This window comes from Vibrio quintilis (genome assembly GCF_024529975.1).
GTDB lineage: Bacteria > Pseudomonadota > Gammaproteobacteria > Enterobacterales > Vibrionaceae > Vibrio > Vibrio quintilis.
The window spans coordinates 1,419,682-1,435,874 of the sequence record NZ_AP024897.1; the positions used below are offsets into that span (position 1 = coordinate 1,419,682).

The following is a 16,193-nucleotide window of genomic DNA, read 5'->3' on the forward strand; positions in this document are numbered from 1 at the left end:
CGGGGAAGCATATGGTTCATATTCATATGAATATAGTAACAAGTTACTATTTATCCTCTGTGCGAGTTCCTTTTATATTGATTCAATATGATGTTCGTTCAATTCGTTCTTACATTTGTGGATAATTTTGTTATCAGGATATTGAAAAAAAAAGGAAATAATCATGAATTTTACAAAGATAAAAATGATGTTGGTTGTGGTAGTATCCACAATATTACTCGGGTGTTCCGCGGCTCAGACCATGATTAAAAAAAGAGACTTGACCGTTGAGTCTAAGACCTCTTATGCGGTGGTACTGGAACCGGTTGCGCCCTCTGAACGTATTATTTATGCGAAAATCAGAGATTTGAGTGGTAACTCAATGCGTAAAGAGATGCAACAGCAGATCGAGCAACTGTTCCGGCAGGAGGGCTTTCAGGTGACCAAAAATCCGAAAAAAGCCAATTTAATGGTGACGGCGTCTATTGTCTCTGCGGATAAAATGACAGAAGACGATGCAAACCGGTATTTGTCATCTGGTTATAAAGGTGGCGTCGAAGGGGGTGTTGCTGCTGCCGGAATTGCTGCACTCAGTGGCTCAAATGGCAGACAAACAGCAACGGCAGGCTTGCTTGGCGCAGCAGCAGGATTTTTAGCGGATACGCTGGTTGATGATGTCTATTACACTTTCGTTATGGATGTTGAGCTTCGGGAAAGACCACTGGAAGGGGACCAGTTTGTCAACGAAGCGAAAAGCGGTAGCCTGCGGGCAACAGGGGACAGACATACCGCAATGGGTGTGGCGAAGAGAAGTTCGGTCAAACGTGGTAATAAATATAACTGGATTGTTTATGAAACCCGGATTGTAACTACAGCGAATAAAATGAATTTAGAGATCAAAGAAGCGATTCCTGAGGTAGAGAAGAAAACTGCTGAAACCTTGGTTGAAATGATGATGTAGGTAGATCACAGCGAAATTTCTTGATTGAATGCACAATACTAAATAGCAACTTATTGATATTGGGTGTTGTGCATAATAAGATGGTTCATTAACAGGATATGTATTCAATATTTATATGAAATAGATGCGATGAAGATGCCGGTCGAGCTGTCGAAGGAGCGATGATCAGAGAATGTACCAAAGGATTCTTTTTGTGGCCGGACTCTTTTTCAGTGGCTTTCTTCATGCAACCCCTGACTGGTTTGGGGTTCATAGTGAAGATGATGCAAAGATTTATGGTTATGGGCAGGGAGCTACTTTACAGCAGGCAAAAACTCAGGCCTATAGTGACTTAGCAAATATAGTAGAAGTTCGTATTATCAATCAGACCACCTCAAAAAAAGTATACCGGCAAGGCCAGTTAGATACATCGGTGATATCTGGTCAATCCAGCCATAGCGATGTTGTTTTCAGGAATAATGTTGTCGTCGCGAACAGTACTTTATCTGACGGCGTTTATTATGTCGCGTTGCTTTATAATAAGGCTGGATTTTATCAAAGGTTGTATGACTGGCTTAGTAAATCGGGCTGTCAGAATTCTCCTCAATCATACTGGTACCACGTGTCTTTCCTGCAAAGCTGGCTCCGTGACAAAAAGTGTCTGCCGGAAATTCATATCGAGCGCTTTGCTGGTGGGTGGCAACTGACAAGTCATGCTGGTAGTCTGGTTTTGCCCGATGCTCAGTATGACAGTTTGTTCTATACCCACGGTTCGGGTTCCATTCAGCTCCACTCCACCAAAAGCAGGTTAAAACCGGGAGATTATTATTTCATCAGTCTCTATGTCAAACAGGCCGGCTATTTATCTCTTTTTCAGGTTTATAAAAATGGTAGCACCGGGGTTTTACTGAGCAATCAGCCGGTTCAGGCTGGTGAAGTGATTCATTATCCTGATGCTCGTGACTACGAAGGCATTGAAGCGCTTTTGGAGCTGGAAGGTGAAAGTACGTTTGATGCCAACATTGCTCTGTTGTGCGATGAAAAAATAGACACCTCCATATTTGAGATGCTTGACGAATCACCTTTGTCAGATGATGAATCAGGATTCAATCTGATTCTTGATAAATCCCAACACTGTTTATACCGTATGGAGCGACTGACGATCAGAAATCCAGGTGTTATCCCGACCGGCCAGGCTTACCGGCTTAGATCTCATTCAATGCATGGGAAACATGATGACTGAAACGATGTTAACCGTAAATGACAGTATTGTCTCAATGCCTCCGGCTGAGTCGCAATGTTCAATCTGATAAATAATGGTGTAGAGAATCATGATGAATAAACTGGCTCCATTCATTGGCTTTGTATTAATCAGCGTATTTGTTGCTGCATCAGAGTCGTTTCCGGAATGGAGAGAATCTCCCCGTATCGGATTATCCGAAAATCTGATGGCGGGCGTCTCCTGTGGCAAAAGTTTGGGAGATATGTCATTGGATATGGATGTCACCTCAATGGAAGCCCGCGTCGATCTGGCAGCTTCACTGGAAGTATGGGTGAGAAAAGAGATTAATAAAGTTATCACTGCCGAGACCGGTCAGAGCGCCAATTCTGTAAAAACCAGCAGTTCGATGAATACAACCGGTCCCGTAAACAGAGCTCAAAGCGTCACAATTACGGCAAAATCGGATGCACAACAGGTCATCGGGCAGTTGATGAAATATACATGGGTATCTGACACTGCTTCGGTTGAACTTGGCACAGAAAAATATCTATGTGTCCGGGTGGTTGCCCGCATTCCTTCTTTTGCAAAACAATAGCTGAGCTTATATGACAGGTATGAAATGAAAATCAGAAATGCTTTGACCATTATGATGATATTTATCTTTCTGAGCGGGTGTACGACCACCAGAGAAGAGGTAAAAAGACTTCATACATCATCTGAATATTTTCCGTTCAGCCTGAAACTGAAGGTGAATGACTTCAACATCAAACATGGTATTGTCACTATCAGGCCTGAACTTATCGGACAGTATCAAACATATAAATTCATCCGGAAAAAGAAAATCGAAACATCCAGAACGGTTAATGCCGCAGGCTATCTGAGATATCCGTTTATTTTACTTGCGACAGTCATTGCTTTGCCATATCTACTTTTGTTTGGTGATGAAGATGCGTCTGATATCAGTGCCGGGGATGCGATTGTAGATACGATTACATTATCTGATCCGGCGATGTGTTATGCGGAGACGGATTGTGATGTGCATGAGCTTGAAAATAAAGTAATTAAAGAGAAAGGGACACCTGAAGAAAAAACGATCTCTTTCAGAAACGGAGAAGTTTTTCTTGAAATCAAAGGGAGCAACCAGCGGGTTATTTCCGTTCCGTTATACAAAGACAGGTTGGTGAAATTTGCTTTGAGAGAGTTGGGGAACAGCCATCATTATACCATTGCCCCTAAGTTTTACGGCAGCCTGGCACACCTTAATCGTGCTGAAATTCATCCATTGCAATATGATGTGCCGCAAAGTTATATGATGATTGAGAAACAAACAAAGAATAATTGGTTGCTTGTGGGCTCTTTCAGTAATGACATTCTGGAAACACTTGCAGAGCAATGGCAGTTTAAGGTCAATCAGAAGCATCGCTTAAACCAGACTATTAATGAGGTGGTCCGGAAAAATGTCAAAAGCTATTTATCTGTTGTCGAAAAGCCGGTATTACCCAAACCGCTTATCATTCCAAAAATAAAAAAACCGGATATTCCGGTGTTTAAGCCTTTGGTGAAGAAGAAATTTGAATCAACTCAGGCGTTTGAACAGCATTATGCGAAAGCACAACGCCAACAATTTGAAAAGATTCATCAGCTTGAAAAACAATATAAAAACAAAGTCAGACAAAGAAATAAACAGGTAGAACAGGAAAATCATTTTATCCGGTCAACTTCAGAACGGTTATTACGTAACTATCGGCGTCGTCTGGAAAGTTTGCAGGAAACATTGGATGAGGAACAAAAATCGCAAGTTGTCTTTGCATATATGTATCTGCTCTCTTCTCCGGAATTAAAAAATATTGATTATGATATCGATCACCAAACCTTATATGGTGTAATCAGTACATCATATGCCGGGAAAGAAACTGAATATCCGGTAAAATCAGCTATACCACCAGCACTGGCGAAAAATATTTATGAGCATTCACAGACAAATCCTGTCTATGCAAAACTGAAGTACTACTTAAGACCAGATTACAGTCTGAAATTAACGGCTTCCTCTTTTGACTTCAGGGGAAAAAAATATCCGTTATCTCAAGTATCCGATAAGGTGAATCTAAACCCCGTCAGAGTAGAATTACCCCAGATTTCACCGGACTGGAGCGGGATTACGTTTAACCAAATGGATTCGGTCACATTGCCTGAATTACAAGACATTCAGTCAACAGACTTACTGAAAGATAAAGAAATCAAAATAGTGAATGCAAATTTTGAAGATGATATTCCTGATCTGTTAATCAAATCACCGGCTCACCCCGGCAGATCCAATCAATGGCTGATTGCGATTGGCATTGAGAAGTATAAGTATGTTGATAACATTATTTATGCAAAACGAAGCGCTGAGTTATTTGTCAAAACATTACAGAAAAAAGCAGGCATCAGTAAACAGCATACAATTTTGCTGCTCGATGAAAATGCATCATCCGGAACGATTAAAGCTCAGATTAAAATTTTACTGGAAAAAGTATCTCCTGGCGATGATGTCTATTTCTATTACAACGGACATGGTATTCCTGACACCCACCAAAGTAACGAACCCTACTTATTACCAGGTGATCAATACCCTTACTGGATAGATGAAGATAAATTTTTCAAACTGGCAAACATTTATAAGCTCTTTTCTGATTCCGTGGCGCATCAGGTGATATTTTTTATTGACAGTTGTTTCTCTGACACCCTCTTGGGAGATACGGTTGCAGCTTCAAGGCTTGTCCCTAAGAGCGTTGATTTCAATGAAGAGAAATTGGTAGTCTTATCGGCCTCCGGAAAGGATCAGTTCTCAAATGCCTTTGCTGAAAAAGGTCATCGGTTATTTAGTTATTATCTGATGAAATCCATTCTGAGTGATCAGTCGCTCATCAAAAATATCTACAATGATGTGTACCAAAAAGTAAAAAAACAGTCAAAGCAGATCAGCGGATATCATATTCAGGAGCCTACACTGCGGGGGAATAAAACGTTTCAACTTTAGGCGGTATTTCAGATGGCACTGAATTGTTAAGTAACCGATCAGAGATGAGGCGCCTGCCCTCCAAATTTTTGTTCTCAAACTTTCCGCCTTCTTTAATCTTGCTCAAAATTCTGTTAAATTCCCTTTTGTTTCATTGGTTTATCATGCCAGTCTTCATGCGAACAGCTTGGATTCATCATTTCCTTGGTTAACCAAACATGGTCCTCATTATTATGTTTTTCTATAGATGATGTCAGAAAACGGAGTTTAACATCATGAAATCAGCGGTTGTTGTTATCGATGTCCAGCGTATTTTATTTGAAGGTGATCCGCTGCCGTATGCGGCAGGTGAAGTGATTCAGCATATTAATCAGATCACAGCGAAAGCAAGACATTCGCAGGTGCCGGTGATTTTTGTGCAGCATGAAGCGCCGGAGACAGAGATCGAATATGGCAGTGAAGGGTGGCAGCTTCAGTCTGATCTGAAGGTTGCAGAGACTGACATTCTGATTCGCAAAACAACGCCGGACTCATTTTTAAACACGAACCTGCAGAATGTATTATCCGCTGATGACGTGACGAATTTACTGGTGTGCGGCTATGCCACAGAATATTGTGTTGACAGTACCGTCCGCCGGGCCGCTGCGCTGGGCTATTCCGTTCAGCTGGTTGAAGATACGCACACCACGCATGATAAAGACCATGCCACCGGGCAGCAAATCCGCGCACATCACAATGCCACCCTGCCTGACCTGACCAGCTTTCCCGGAAAGATTACGCTGATCTCTGCGGCGGATGTTGAGTTTTCCTGAATGAGAACCTGATCACCAAACCTCATACTTAACTCATACTTTTACTGCGTTTTTTCCGGATATCGTTATTTCAGCGATATGAAATGACCTTTGTTGATGTTGATGTTGATGTTAATGTTGGCAATGATGTTGGTGTCATTTGTCGCTTGTAAAATTGCATTTTGTCGCCTAATGTGGGAGGAAACAGAACCCGGAGGTTGAACATGTATGCAAGTGCTTATCAAATGTTGGGTGGGAGAAAATCAGAGATGGCAACGGTTGAAAAGAGTATTGCTTTGATTCGTAACGGGCTGCCGGTATCCGCTTTAGAGAAAGGAACCCAGCTGTTGGGTGTTACGAAAACCGAGTACGCCCGTTTAATAGGGGTTAACTTGCGGAGTCTGCAGCGGAAGCAGCAAGCCAGTGGTCATCTGAGTCCGGCAGCGAGTGAACATGCATTAATGCTGGCTGAGATGGTCAGACTCGCAGATGAATATTTTTCACATCGTGAAGCAACACTTCGCTGGCTGAATCAGCCGGTTGTGGCGTTGGGTAATTTATCCCCGTTGTCTGTGTGCGATACCTACACCGGGATTCATCTGGTGACAGAAGAGATCAACAAACTGAAATATGGTTTGACGGCGTAATGGAGCTATTCCGGTTATCTCACGCTGATTTTGCCGGTTTGTCCGGGCAGGGTGGCCTTTATGGGGCAGGCCGGTGGCATGAAAAAGGGAGCCTTGTCTGTTATACCGCATCTTCAAGGTCGCTTTGCGTACTGGAACGTCTGGTCCATGAGTCGATGGCAGATATGCCATCGCTGGTGATGATGACCATCTGGATACCGGATGATGTTTCGGTGATTCGCAAATCAGTGAAACAACTTCCCGCCGGATGGGACTCGATGCCGGATGCCGGTGCAGCCAAAGCCGTTGGGCAGGCGTTTCTGAAAGAAAATCAGGCGTTATTGCTTCAGGTGCCGAGTGTGGTTGTCAGGGATGAATACAATTACCTCATTAATCCGCGGCATCCTGATGCGGGGCAGATTCAAATTGTTGATACCAGTCCTTATTATTATGATCAGCGTTTACAGAAAATCATGCGTTGAAGCCCGGTTGTTTGGGTATAAAAACCTGTTGTCTGTTTTTTGAGTGATCAATTGCCATTCTTTCTACGGGATTGCCAGAGAAGGAATAAAAGAGGGTTTCCACTGAGATACAGATCACAAAAACCACGTCACTGTCCGGGCAAGATCTTGCTCAGTGAGCAATTTTTTGCCCGCATCTGAGCAAGATCTTGCCCGGATATGAGATTTATCAGTATAATTCACTGATTTATATGTAACTTGTTTTTGGTGTATTTGATGCATTGTCTGGTCAGTTCATTCTGTTTGACTGACAAAGGATTCAATAATGCCTAAAGCTGCAAGACTGGGAGACAACTGTTCCGGCCACGGTTGTTTTCCTGCCACCCCCATTGTTGCCGGTAGCCCTGATGTATCAATCAACGGTAAACCCGCCGCCTGCAAAGGAGACACGGTGCTGCTTCACGCCTGCCCGTGTCCGCAGATGCCTCATGGTGTGCATGGCCGCAGTATTTCTGCCGGTTCTTCTAATGTGTCCATTAATGGCAAACCCGCCGCGAGAATCAATGATGCTATTGGCTGTGGCGGCTCGGTTGCCGCGGGTTCCGGTGATGTGTTTATCGGCGACACGCCGTATAAATCCGAGAGCTTTGACTGTGGTAAAGATGCCGCTCAGGAAAAAGCCTCTTTTCTTAAAATCACCCCGTTGTCTGCACCTGACCCGATCTCATGGACCGTGCCTTACGCCGCTGCATTTGATCAACAAAAAGCCATGACACAAGCGATTTTGCAGGATAAGGCCTTTATTCCTGTCTGCGATAAAATGAAACAATCCACTTAAGGGAGTGACGATATGCAGCCGGTCACTCCTGAACCGTTTATTGAATTGCTGAACCGTGCCTCTGTGCACGCCGATCAGCTCTATATGCTGATTGATACCGGTACTCAGCCGGGTTTTCATGATCGCTGGTCCGTGCCGTTAGAGCGATGCACAGACCCGTGGCAGTATCTTTATTATCACACTGAATTTGCGCATCTCTGTCCGGTATCACCGTTGCTTTTACAAGTGCAGGACGGTCATATCGGGAATGATATGCTCCAGCAGCTGGAAGGCGATCGCTGGGGCTGTTTATTCACCTCTCCGTTTGACCTGAACACGCTGCTGGCCCACTGGCAAAGCTGGCTCACCGTTTACCTGCCCAGCGGACAGGAACATCTGTTCCGGCTTTATTCCCCCAGAATTCTTTCACTGTTTCTGCAAAGTGATTATATCGATGAAGAAGACAGATACCGCCTGACGCATCCATTGCGCGATATTTATCTGCCTGCCGGTGAGCATCGTTATCACGCGCTTTACCATAATCCGGCGGTGGCATCTCCGATGCTGCCTGCCAGTGGCTGGTTTCATGTTGAAGACGAACTCTATGCCGAAATCAACGCCCTGTATCGCGAAGAATGGCTGGCCGATCTTGCTGTGGAGTTGTTTCAGCTTTCCCCGTTGACCTGTATGACGCTGGAACATGCCGATGTATTGCGGGGTCTGTCTGACGGACTGGCGCGGGCCGCTACTTACCGCCACAGCAGCGATAAATTACGTAAAGCTTTTGCTTTTGCGCAGTTTCTGTACGGCAGCCGCTTCTGGCAACTGCCGCAGTTTGAACATGAAGTACATTATGGCTCGCTGCGGGATGCCCTGTATGAACTGGAGCGCCGCCCGGACTGGCAGCAACAGGTTCGCGAAGCGTTTCATGATGCGCAGTGGTTAGAAAAATTACAACAGGAGGAAAATGCATGAGTGGCAGTTCAAGCTGTAGTGTGTGTGCATCTGGCTTAAACGGGAAACTGGATGAATTAAGAGCTCTGGGGGAGCGGGGAGAGCTGGATGAGAAACAGCTGATTTGTACTTTTGTATGCATGTGCGATGTCAACGCATTAAAAACGAAAGCAGGCCGTTCACTCAAGCAGGTTTGCGTGGACAAAGGTCTGGACTGGACAAAAAAAGCCGGAATAGGCAACAATATTCTGCCAGAGGTTGGATACTATATGTTGAAAAAGCCTCCGATGCCTCTGATGGTTCAGGATAATGGCGTTGATACCAGTCAGCCCATCCGTAATTTCTGGCACCGGATGAACCGGGTACGCAAAATCCTGGATGGTAAAAAATATAAAAAATATACTTTGCGGATTCCCGATGTGGTGGTAACCAATCAGCCGGGACAAATCCCGACTCAGGATAATATTAAAAAGGTTTATGAGATTAAATTTCCACCTGATGACTGGGGAGCAAATCAGGAAAGAGATTATCGAAGAATAGCGGGACAGAAAAAGAAATTAGTGAAACTGACCCCTGATAGTTGCGATTGTCAGGATAAAGATAAACAGCCGCAGACTTATCCTGCCTTGGAAAAGGCATGGAAAGAAGACCACCAACAGCAGCTCAATAAAGCGGGGAATGTGTTAAAAGACGGGGCGATTGTGGTTGGGGGCGCTATTCTGACCGCAGCACTGGTACTGGATGATGTCGTTGGTGGTGAAGCCGATGATGTGGCAATTCCGGGAGTGGTTGCTGCCGTCAGCCGCGCTGCCAGCCGTTTGCTCTCAGTTTTTTCGAAACCTGTGGCAGCTGCTCCTGTCATTGCATTTCCCTGAAATAAGAAGGATAAATAAATGGAACCAACGTTAGAACAGCAACTACAACTGATTGAACCCGGCAGCCAGCAAATCCTGATGACGGTATGCCTGAACGTCACCCTGTTTTTTGAAGGTGGTTATGAAAAGTCTAAACGGGAAGCAATTTTAAGTATGTTTGCCGATTACCAGCAGATGATGGCCGGTCAACTGAATTTCACCACCAACCCGCAAACCGGTCGCTGGAAAGACTTGCGCCAATCCACTTATATGACTCCGGATAAATGGCTGTTAGATACCGATGAAGATGAAGCATGGAATTTTATCTATCATGGTGGAGAACATCACCGTGATGCTTCCGATATTCGGTTTAGTGTTTTGGGCTGTGGTGATTGGGAAGAAGAAGGTGATGACTTAAGCTGGGTGACGATTAATTTTCCGTTAACCTTTTTTGCTGATTATTCTGAGAGTTTTCAGGATGTGCTATTACGCTGGATTGGTGCATTGCAACCAGAGCACGGTTATGCGGCGATAGCAACTACACATAATCATTACGATAATACTCAGTACGAGCGTAGTGAATATCAGTTTGCTCAACAGTATCCTGGCCTCGATATTCCAGATCACATAGGTCATGGAATGCATTTGAAACCGCATATTAAAGGGATTAACTGGTTGACTATCATACATCAATCTTATCTCGATACTGTCGGTGGGTTGGATGCTCTGAAAACCGTTGAAGGTATTCAGGTCTGGCAGCAGGGGGATGTGTATTTGATTCAGGCAGCTGATAAACCAGCTCTGCAACATATTCCGGACAGTTACTATCAGTTAGGTGCTTTGTTTGAGCCCATCCGGGTGAAAGAACATGATACCGTTCATTCAACTGAAGCCCCGGGAGAAGTATTTAATACACCTGAAGATTATCAGGAATGGCTTGCCCGTTTTGACCAAAAGCCGGGAGCTGAGGCATCAAGCCGTGATTGAATGGCTGACTTTTTCACTGAACTGGACCAACGCAGGAAAAAACAATGACCGACAAGCATGAAGAAAACATCCCGCTGGCGTTTATTGGCGAACGTAACTTCCCGGATATCGTGGCCGAAGCCGTCATGATTGAAGCCGCCGGGGTGCGTATTGGCGGAGAGATTAGTCTGAGTTCTGTCTTTGACCGGCTGCTGGTGGATGGCGTCGGGGAACTGAGTATTTGCTCTGAATCCGGCACCCCGCTGGTGTGTTTCACCCGGCAGGACGGAGCATGGATTCAGACCAGCAGCAAAGTATCTTTCACACAAATTTTATTGTTCCACTGTGATGAAGCACAGGCGCGCGTCACCCTTGAAGGGACAGGCACCCTTGAAGGGACAGGCACTCTTGAAGGGACAGGCACAGACATTGAAGAGACAGACACCCGGCTGCAAAAGCTGCGGGTGCAGGTTGAAGATGCCGTCGTCCGGTTTTCCTGAAACATGCATCTTCAGATTGTTTGGGTAATAGGTGCGGGTGTTATTTGTTGCTTGTAAAATTGCATTTTGCCGCGTTTGCAGCGCGTTGACCTCATCAACAAAACCCCCGGCCGGGGGGGAACCGGGCCGGGGGATTGGTCAGGCACATTTACGCCGCTGCCGGATGTGCCAGCCGGGAGGTATCGTCGGCTTGTTTCGCCTGAATGGCGGTAAGGGCGATGGTATAGACGATATCGTCGACGAGTGCGCCGCGTGACAAATCGTTTACCGGTTTACGCATGCCCTGAAGCATCGGGCCGATCGAAACCAAATCTGCGGAACGTTGAACCGCTTTATAGGTGGTGTTGCCGGTGTTTAAATCCGGGAAGATAAATACCGTTGCTTTTCCGGCGACCGGTGAATCCGGTGCTTTAGAAGCCGCCACGTTTTCTATGATTGCCGCATCATATTGCAGCGGACCATCGATGATAAGATCCGGCCGCTTCTCTTTGGCAAGCCGCGTGGCTTCACGGACTTTCTCCACATCAGCACCCTGACCGGAGGTGCCGGTTGAATACGAGATCATTGCTACCCGGGGCTCGATTCCGAACGCCTGTGCAGAGTCAGCAGACTGAATCGCAATTTCAGCCAGCTGTTCAGCCGTCGGATCCGGGTTAATCGCACAATCACCGTATACCAGCACCTGATCCGGCAGGAGCATGAAAAATACAGAAGAAACAATGGAGACATCCGGTGCTGTTTTAATCACCTGAAACGGCGGAACGATGGTATTGGCGGTGGTGTGAACCGCGCCGGAAACCAGCCCGTCCACTTCATCGTTTTCCAGCATCATGGTGCCAAGCCACACGCTGTCGTGCAGCTTTTCGCGGGCGATGATGTCGGTCATGCCTTTTTCTTTACGCAGTTCCACCAGCCGGGCGACATAATCTTCCCGCACGGTGTCGGCATCAACAATCGTGACACCCGCGCCCAGCGTGACGCCCTGTTGCTCAGCGACACGCATAATTTTCTCTTTATCGCCCAGCAGCACACATTCTGCAATCCGCCGCTCCGCACAAATGGCGGCAGCTCTGACGGTTCTGGGTTCATCCCCTTCCGGCAGAATAATCTTTTTCGCGGCCTGACGGGCCAGCTCCGTCAGTTCATAACGGAAAGCCGGCGGACTCATACGACGCTTACGGGTGGTGTTTTGCGTCAGAGACTCTGTCCACGGTTTATCAATATGGGTGGCGATATATTCGCTTACCAGCTCGATGCGCGGGAGGTCACCGGCCGGTGCTTCCAGCCCGAAGCTTTGCAGATTCAGGGAAGTTTGCCAGGTATTGCCCGGTACACTCAGAATCGGCAGTCCGCTGTCCAGCGCCTGCTGGCACAGGCCCGCCACAGAGAGTGGCAGAGAGCCATTTCCGGTCAGCAGCAGCGCGCCGATTTCAATCCCGTTCATGGCTGCAAGACAGGCAGAAACAATCATATCTGGCCGGTCAGCGGTGGTCACCAGTAACGCGCCCGGCCGGAAATGTTCGACCATATTGGGTACGCTGCGGGCACAGAAAACAATTTTACGGATCCGGCGGGTTTGCAGCTCGCCTTCATTGATAATCTCTGCCTTGAGATGAGCGGCGACATCCGCGACGCGGGTGGCAATCATCTCTTCATGCCAGGGTACACATCCGAGCACCCGGATTGGGCTGGCATTGAGTGCCTGTAACATTTCCATCCGCGGCTGGCTGGTCTCGCCCTGATGTTCAAACAGATCCGACAAATCAGGCCGGGTGCGGCCCTGCGCATCGACCGGTGCATTGACTTTGTTGATGATTACGCCGGAAATCTGCTGATTTTTGGTCCCGCCATATCCGGCGCAGGCGACTTCAATCCGTTCTTTCAGATGGGCCGGTGAATCATTCCCCGGTGCAATCACAAAGATGATCTCCGCATCCAGTGTTTCTGCAATACGTGCATTGAGCTGATCCGCAAACGGATGCTGGCGGGTTGGCACCAGGCCTTCAATCAGCGTGACTTCTGCACCGGCGGTCACGGTTTTGCTGCGGGCGACAATCTGTTCCAGCAGCGTGTCTTCCTGCTCCTGACAAATGAAGGTTTCTGCCTCACTGATTGAAAGCGGTTCAGGAATTTGCAGATGACTGCTGGCCCGAAGCATGGCCGTGGTTAAATCCTGCTGCTGTTTGTCCTGCCGTGGCTGGGCGATGGGTTTAAAAAAGGATGCTTTGATTCTTTTGTGTTCCATGGCCCGTAACACGCCTAGGCTGACGCTGGTTAAGCCGACATCGGTGCCGATAGGGATCAGCATCATTATTCTGGACATAGTCAATTCCTCCGCGGATTAAGCGTTTTTATCAAAACAGCGCTGTGGCAGGTGTTGGTTCAGCGGTCGCCAGGCGCGCTGTATCTTCGGCAATCACCAGTTCTTCATTGGTTGGAATCACCCAGCCCTGAACACGGCTGCCGGGTGTGGTGATCATGGTTTCTGCACCACCATATGCCGCGGAATTGACGTCCTTATCGACATTCATGCCCAGAAAAGTGAGGCGCTGAATGACTTTCTCACGGATGAGTGCAGCGTTTTCGCCGATGCCGCCGGTGAAAACAATGGCATCCGGGTTGCTGTCAAGTGTGGTGATGTATCCGGCAATGTATTTGGCCAGCCGGTGACAAAACACATCCATGGCCCGGGTTGCTTTTTCATTGTTGCCATAGTGATCGGTCACGAACCGGCAGTCAGAGGTTTCTTCTGTCAGCCCGGCAAGGCCGGATTCTTTGGTCAGCATGGTATTGATCTGTTCGACGGAATAACCCAGGCTGTCATGGAGATGGAAAATAATCGCCGGGTCAATATCGCCGCAGCGGGTGCCCATGACTAAACCTTCCAGTGGCGTCAGTCCCATCGAGGTATCGACAGAGCAGCCCTGTCTGACCGCGCAGACCGATGCACCGTTGCCGAGGTGGCAGCTGATCAGATTGATCTGATGCATCGGAATATTGAGTAAAGTGGCAGTCCGGCGGGTGATGTAACGGTGAGAAGTGCCGTGCATACCATAGCGCCGGATGCCATGTTGTTGATATAAGTGATAAGGCAAAGCATACAAATAAGCGGATTCCGGCATCGTCTGATGGAAGGCGGTGTCAAACACCGCCACATTGTGCATACCGGGAAATGCTTTGCGGGCGGCATGAATGCCGGTAATCGCCGCCGGGTTGTGTAAAGGGGCGAGGGTAGCGCAGCCTTCAATTCCTTTGAGCACCTCATCATCAATAAATACTGAATCGGTAAACTGCTCCCCGCCGTGAACCACACGGTGACCAATTGCGGAGATTTTCTCCGCAATGTCCCTGGCTGAGGAGAGAATGGTCTCTGCCATGAAAGTCAGTGCTTTCTCATGATCGGCGCAGTGACACAGCGGTGCGCTGTATTGACTGCCATCCAGTCGCCAACTGATACGTGCTTCCGGCAGGGACAGACATTCTGCCAGCCCTGTCAGATAAGACCTTCCGGATGTCGGATCAACCACAGCAAATTTAAGAGAAGAGCTTCCGCAGTTGAGAATAAGAACTAACTCAGCCATAACGAGACCACCTCATTATTATTATTTAAGAGAAGGGGATTTCCCCGGAGACCTGATTACATTGCTGCAACCAGAATATCGACAATCTGCCCGTGCGTTGCCGGTCTTGGATTCGTCAGTCCGCACGCATCTTCCAGCGCGTTTTCAGCCAGCAGGTCAAAATCGGTTTCTTTTACGCCCAGATCGGACAGACCAGCCGGGATATTGACGTCCTGAGACAGTTGACGAATCGCATCCAGTGCTGCCTGCGCTGCCTGCTCTGCGGTGTTCAGACCAGAGACGTCCACGCCCATTGCGGCGGCGACATCAGACAAACGCTCCGCAGAAACGTGGGCGTTGAATTGTTGTACGTGTGGCAGCAGTACCGCGTTACAGACACCGTGTGGCAGGTCATAAAAACCGCCCAGCTGGTGCGCGATAGCGTGTACGTAGCCTAAAGAAGCGTTATTAAATGCCATACCGGCCATAAACTGGGCATTGGCCATGTTTTCTCTGGCGTTCAGGTTATCGCCCTGATGAACGGCAGTGCGCAGGTTGTGATGAATCAGTTCAATCGCTTTGATTGCCAGCGCATCGGTGACGGGTGTTGCTGCGGTAGAAACGTAAGCTTCAATTGCGTGTGTAAGCGCATCCATCCCGGTGGCAGCGGTCAGCGAAGCCGGTTTACCCAGCATCAGTTCCGGATCATTGACTGACATCAGTGGCGTGACATGCTTGTCAACAATCGCCATTTTGATATGACGGGCTTCATCGGTGATGATGCAAAAGCGGGTCATTTCTGATGCTGTGCCGGCCGTGGTGTTAATCGCGATCAGCGGCAACTGAGGTTTGCCTGACTGGTCCACACCTTCATAGTCCGCAATCTGTCCGCCGTTGGTTGCCAGCAGTGCAATGCCTTTGGCACAGTCATGGGGGGAACCGCCACCCAGTGAAATGACACAGTCACACTCAGATTTCTGCAACAGTGCCAGACCATCTTTGACATTCTCTGTGGTTGGATTCGGTTTGGTTTGATCGTAAACCACCACTTCCAGACCGGCGTTCTCCAGCAGGGCCTGAATTTTTCCGACCACGCCAAGCTGGTTGAGGATGGCATCCGTGACGATCAGACTTCTTTTAAAGCCGGAGGATTTGATCTGATTCACTGCATCAGCCAGACAACCGGCACCCATAAGATTAACCGAAGGAATAAAAAACGCACTAGACATAATAAAACTCCAATAATTAAATAGTATTGATTATTTTTATATATACCCAAGCAACCTGAAGATGCAGGATTCAGCGTGCAGCCGAAAGGTGCAGTTCAAGGAAAGGGAATGCAGGAATGTACCCACCTTTCAAATTCACTTGACGCAGAAATGTGCCTTTCAGCTCACGCCCTGCGGGTGAGTTTGTCTGGCTCTGATACAGCGTTACTGATTTTCAACGTAGAATGACTATGTCTTCAAATCAGTGCCTTGTCTCAGAGCCAGACAAATCTCACTGAAACCTGCATCTTCAGGTT

At 47.5% G+C, this 16,193-nt stretch carries 15 protein-coding genes; 12 read left to right on the forward strand and 3 right to left on the reverse strand.

Annotated elements, in window-relative coordinates:
• The first annotated feature begins 163 nt into the window (after window positions 1-163).
• From traT to OC443_RS06715, 12 genes are all read left to right on the forward strand, one after another.
• Window positions 164-940 (forward strand): complement resistance protein TraT, encoded by a 777-nt coding sequence (traT, locus tag OC443_RS06660; protein ID WP_073580103.1) that lies wholly within the window; start codon window positions 164-166, stop codon window positions 938-940.
• Between the two features lie 193 nt (window positions 941-1,133).
• On the forward strand, window positions 1,134-2,162 hold the full coding sequence (locus OC443_RS06665; protein WP_262021648.1) for a hypothetical protein: 1,029 nt from the start codon (window positions 1,134-1,136) through the stop codon (window positions 2,160-2,162).
• A gap of 88 nt (window positions 2,163-2,250) precedes the next feature.
• Complete coding sequence (locus OC443_RS06670; protein WP_083601527.1) at window positions 2,251-2,736, forward strand: hypothetical protein; 486 nt, start codon at window positions 2,251-2,253, stop codon at window positions 2,734-2,736.
• 24 nt (window positions 2,737-2,760) lie between these two features.
• The gene (locus OC443_RS06675; protein WP_073580105.1) at window positions 2,761-5,160 is read left to right on the forward strand and encodes a caspase family protein; all 2,400 of its coding nucleotides are present in this window, start codon (window positions 2,761-2,763) and stop codon (window positions 5,158-5,160) included.
• A gap of 254 nt (window positions 5,161-5,414) precedes the next feature.
• On the forward strand, window positions 5,415-5,951 hold the full coding sequence (locus tag OC443_RS06680) for a cysteine hydrolase family protein (RefSeq protein ID WP_073580106.1): 537 nt from the start codon (window positions 5,415-5,417) through the stop codon (window positions 5,949-5,951).
• Between the two features lie 203 nt (window positions 5,952-6,154).
• Window positions 6,155-6,577 carry a type II RES/Xre toxin-antitoxin system antitoxin gene (gene parS / locus OC443_RS06685; RefSeq protein ID WP_073580107.1) on the forward strand — a complete coding sequence of 141 codons (423 nt, stop codon included), beginning with the start codon at window positions 6,155-6,157 and terminating at the stop codon, window positions 6,575-6,577.
• Window positions 6,577-7,038, forward strand: a complete 462-nt coding sequence (locus OC443_RS06690) for an RES family NAD+ phosphorylase (RefSeq protein WP_073580108.1) — start codon at window positions 6,577-6,579, stop codon at window positions 7,036-7,038. The genes parS and OC443_RS06690 overlap by 1 nt, the downstream gene beginning before the upstream one ends.
• Window positions 7,039-7,342: 304 nt before the next feature.
• Window positions 7,343-7,855: a PAAR domain-containing protein gene (locus OC443_RS26380; RefSeq protein ID WP_083601528.1), complete on the forward strand. Its 513-nt coding sequence runs from the start codon at window positions 7,343-7,345 to the stop codon at window positions 7,853-7,855.
• A gap of 12 nt (window positions 7,856-7,867) precedes the next feature.
• Window positions 7,868-8,809: a DUF4123 domain-containing protein gene (locus tag OC443_RS06700; RefSeq protein WP_073580109.1), complete on the forward strand. Its 942-nt coding sequence runs from the start codon at window positions 7,868-7,870 to the stop codon at window positions 8,807-8,809.
• Complete coding sequence (locus tag OC443_RS06705) at window positions 8,806-9,663, forward strand: VRR-NUC domain-containing protein (RefSeq protein WP_073580110.1); 858 nt, start codon at window positions 8,806-8,808, stop codon at window positions 9,661-9,663. The genes OC443_RS06700 and OC443_RS06705 overlap by 4 nt, the downstream gene beginning before the upstream one ends.
• An 18-nt stretch (window positions 9,664-9,681) precedes the next feature.
• Window positions 9,682-10,629, forward strand: coding sequence for a type VI immunity family protein (locus tag OC443_RS06710; protein WP_073580111.1), 948 nt, complete (start codon window positions 9,682-9,684; stop codon window positions 10,627-10,629).
• A 44-nt stretch (window positions 10,630-10,673) separates the two neighbouring features.
• Window positions 10,674-11,108, forward strand: a complete 435-nt coding sequence (locus tag OC443_RS06715; protein ID WP_073580112.1) for a hypothetical protein — start codon at window positions 10,674-10,676, stop codon at window positions 11,106-11,108.
• 148 nt (window positions 11,109-11,256) lie between these two features.
• Here the strand turns inward: OC443_RS06715 and pta are convergent, their stop codons facing one another.
• From pta to yiaY, 3 genes are read right to left on the reverse strand one after another with little or no spacing between them, the layout of a single operon-like run.
• Window positions 11,257-13,431 carry a phosphate acetyltransferase gene (gene pta / locus OC443_RS06720; protein ID WP_143169225.1) on the reverse strand — a complete coding sequence of 725 codons (2,175 nt, stop codon included), beginning with the start codon at window positions 13,429-13,431 and terminating at the stop codon, window positions 11,257-11,259.
• Between the two features lie 31 nt (window positions 13,432-13,462).
• Window positions 13,463-14,689 (reverse strand): acetate kinase, encoded by a 1,227-nt coding sequence (locus OC443_RS06725; protein WP_073580113.1) that lies wholly within the window; start codon window positions 14,687-14,689, stop codon window positions 13,463-13,465.
• Between the two features lie 56 nt (window positions 14,690-14,745).
• Window positions 14,746-15,897, reverse strand: coding sequence for an L-threonine dehydrogenase (gene yiaY / locus OC443_RS06730; RefSeq protein ID WP_073580114.1), 1,152 nt, complete (start codon window positions 15,895-15,897; stop codon window positions 14,746-14,748).
• Window positions 15,898-16,193 lie beyond the last annotated feature (296 nt).

What these genes read in the sequence shown, in the direction of transcription:
- traT (WP_073580103.1), top strand. Translation starts at nt 164, where the DNA reads ATGAATTTTACAAAGATAAAAATGATGTTGGTTGTGGTAGTATCCACA.
- OC443_RS06670 (WP_083601527.1), top strand. Translation starts at nt 2,251, where the DNA reads ATGATGAATAAACTGGCTCCATTCATTGGCTTTGTATTAATCAGCGTA.
- OC443_RS06675 (WP_073580105.1), top strand. Translation starts at nt 2,761, where the DNA reads ATGAAAATCAGAAATGCTTTGACCATTATGATGATATTTATCTTTCTG.
- OC443_RS06680 (WP_073580106.1), top strand. Translation starts at nt 5,415, where the DNA reads ATGAAATCAGCGGTTGTTGTTATCGATGTCCAGCGTATTTTATTTGAA.
- parS (WP_073580107.1), top strand. Translation starts at nt 6,155, where the DNA reads ATGTATGCAAGTGCTTATCAAATGTTGGGTGGGAGAAAATCAGAGATG.
- OC443_RS06690 (WP_073580108.1), top strand. Translation starts at nt 6,577, where the DNA reads ATGGAGCTATTCCGGTTATCTCACGCTGATTTTGCCGGTTTGTCCGGG.
- OC443_RS26380 (WP_083601528.1), top strand. Translation starts at nt 7,343, where the DNA reads ATGCCTAAAGCTGCAAGACTGGGAGACAACTGTTCCGGCCACGGTTGT.
- OC443_RS06700 (WP_073580109.1), top strand. Translation starts at nt 7,868, where the DNA reads ATGCAGCCGGTCACTCCTGAACCGTTTATTGAATTGCTGAACCGTGCC.
- OC443_RS06705 (WP_073580110.1), top strand. Translation starts at nt 8,806, where the DNA reads ATGAGTGGCAGTTCAAGCTGTAGTGTGTGTGCATCTGGCTTAAACGGG.
- OC443_RS06710 (WP_073580111.1), top strand. Translation starts at nt 9,682, where the DNA reads ATGGAACCAACGTTAGAACAGCAACTACAACTGATTGAACCCGGCAGC.
- OC443_RS06715 (WP_073580112.1), top strand. Translation starts at nt 10,674, where the DNA reads ATGACCGACAAGCATGAAGAAAACATCCCGCTGGCGTTTATTGGCGAA.
- pta (WP_143169225.1), bottom strand. Translation starts at nt 13,431, where the DNA reads ATGTCCAGAATAATGATGCTGATCCCTATCGGCACCGATGTCGGCTTA.
- OC443_RS06725 (WP_073580113.1), bottom strand. Translation starts at nt 14,689, where the DNA reads ATGGCTGAGTTAGTTCTTATTCTCAACTGCGGAAGCTCTTCTCTTAAA.
- yiaY (WP_073580114.1), bottom strand. Translation starts at nt 15,897, where the DNA reads ATGTCTAGTGCGTTTTTTATTCCTTCGGTTAATCTTATGGGTGCCGGT.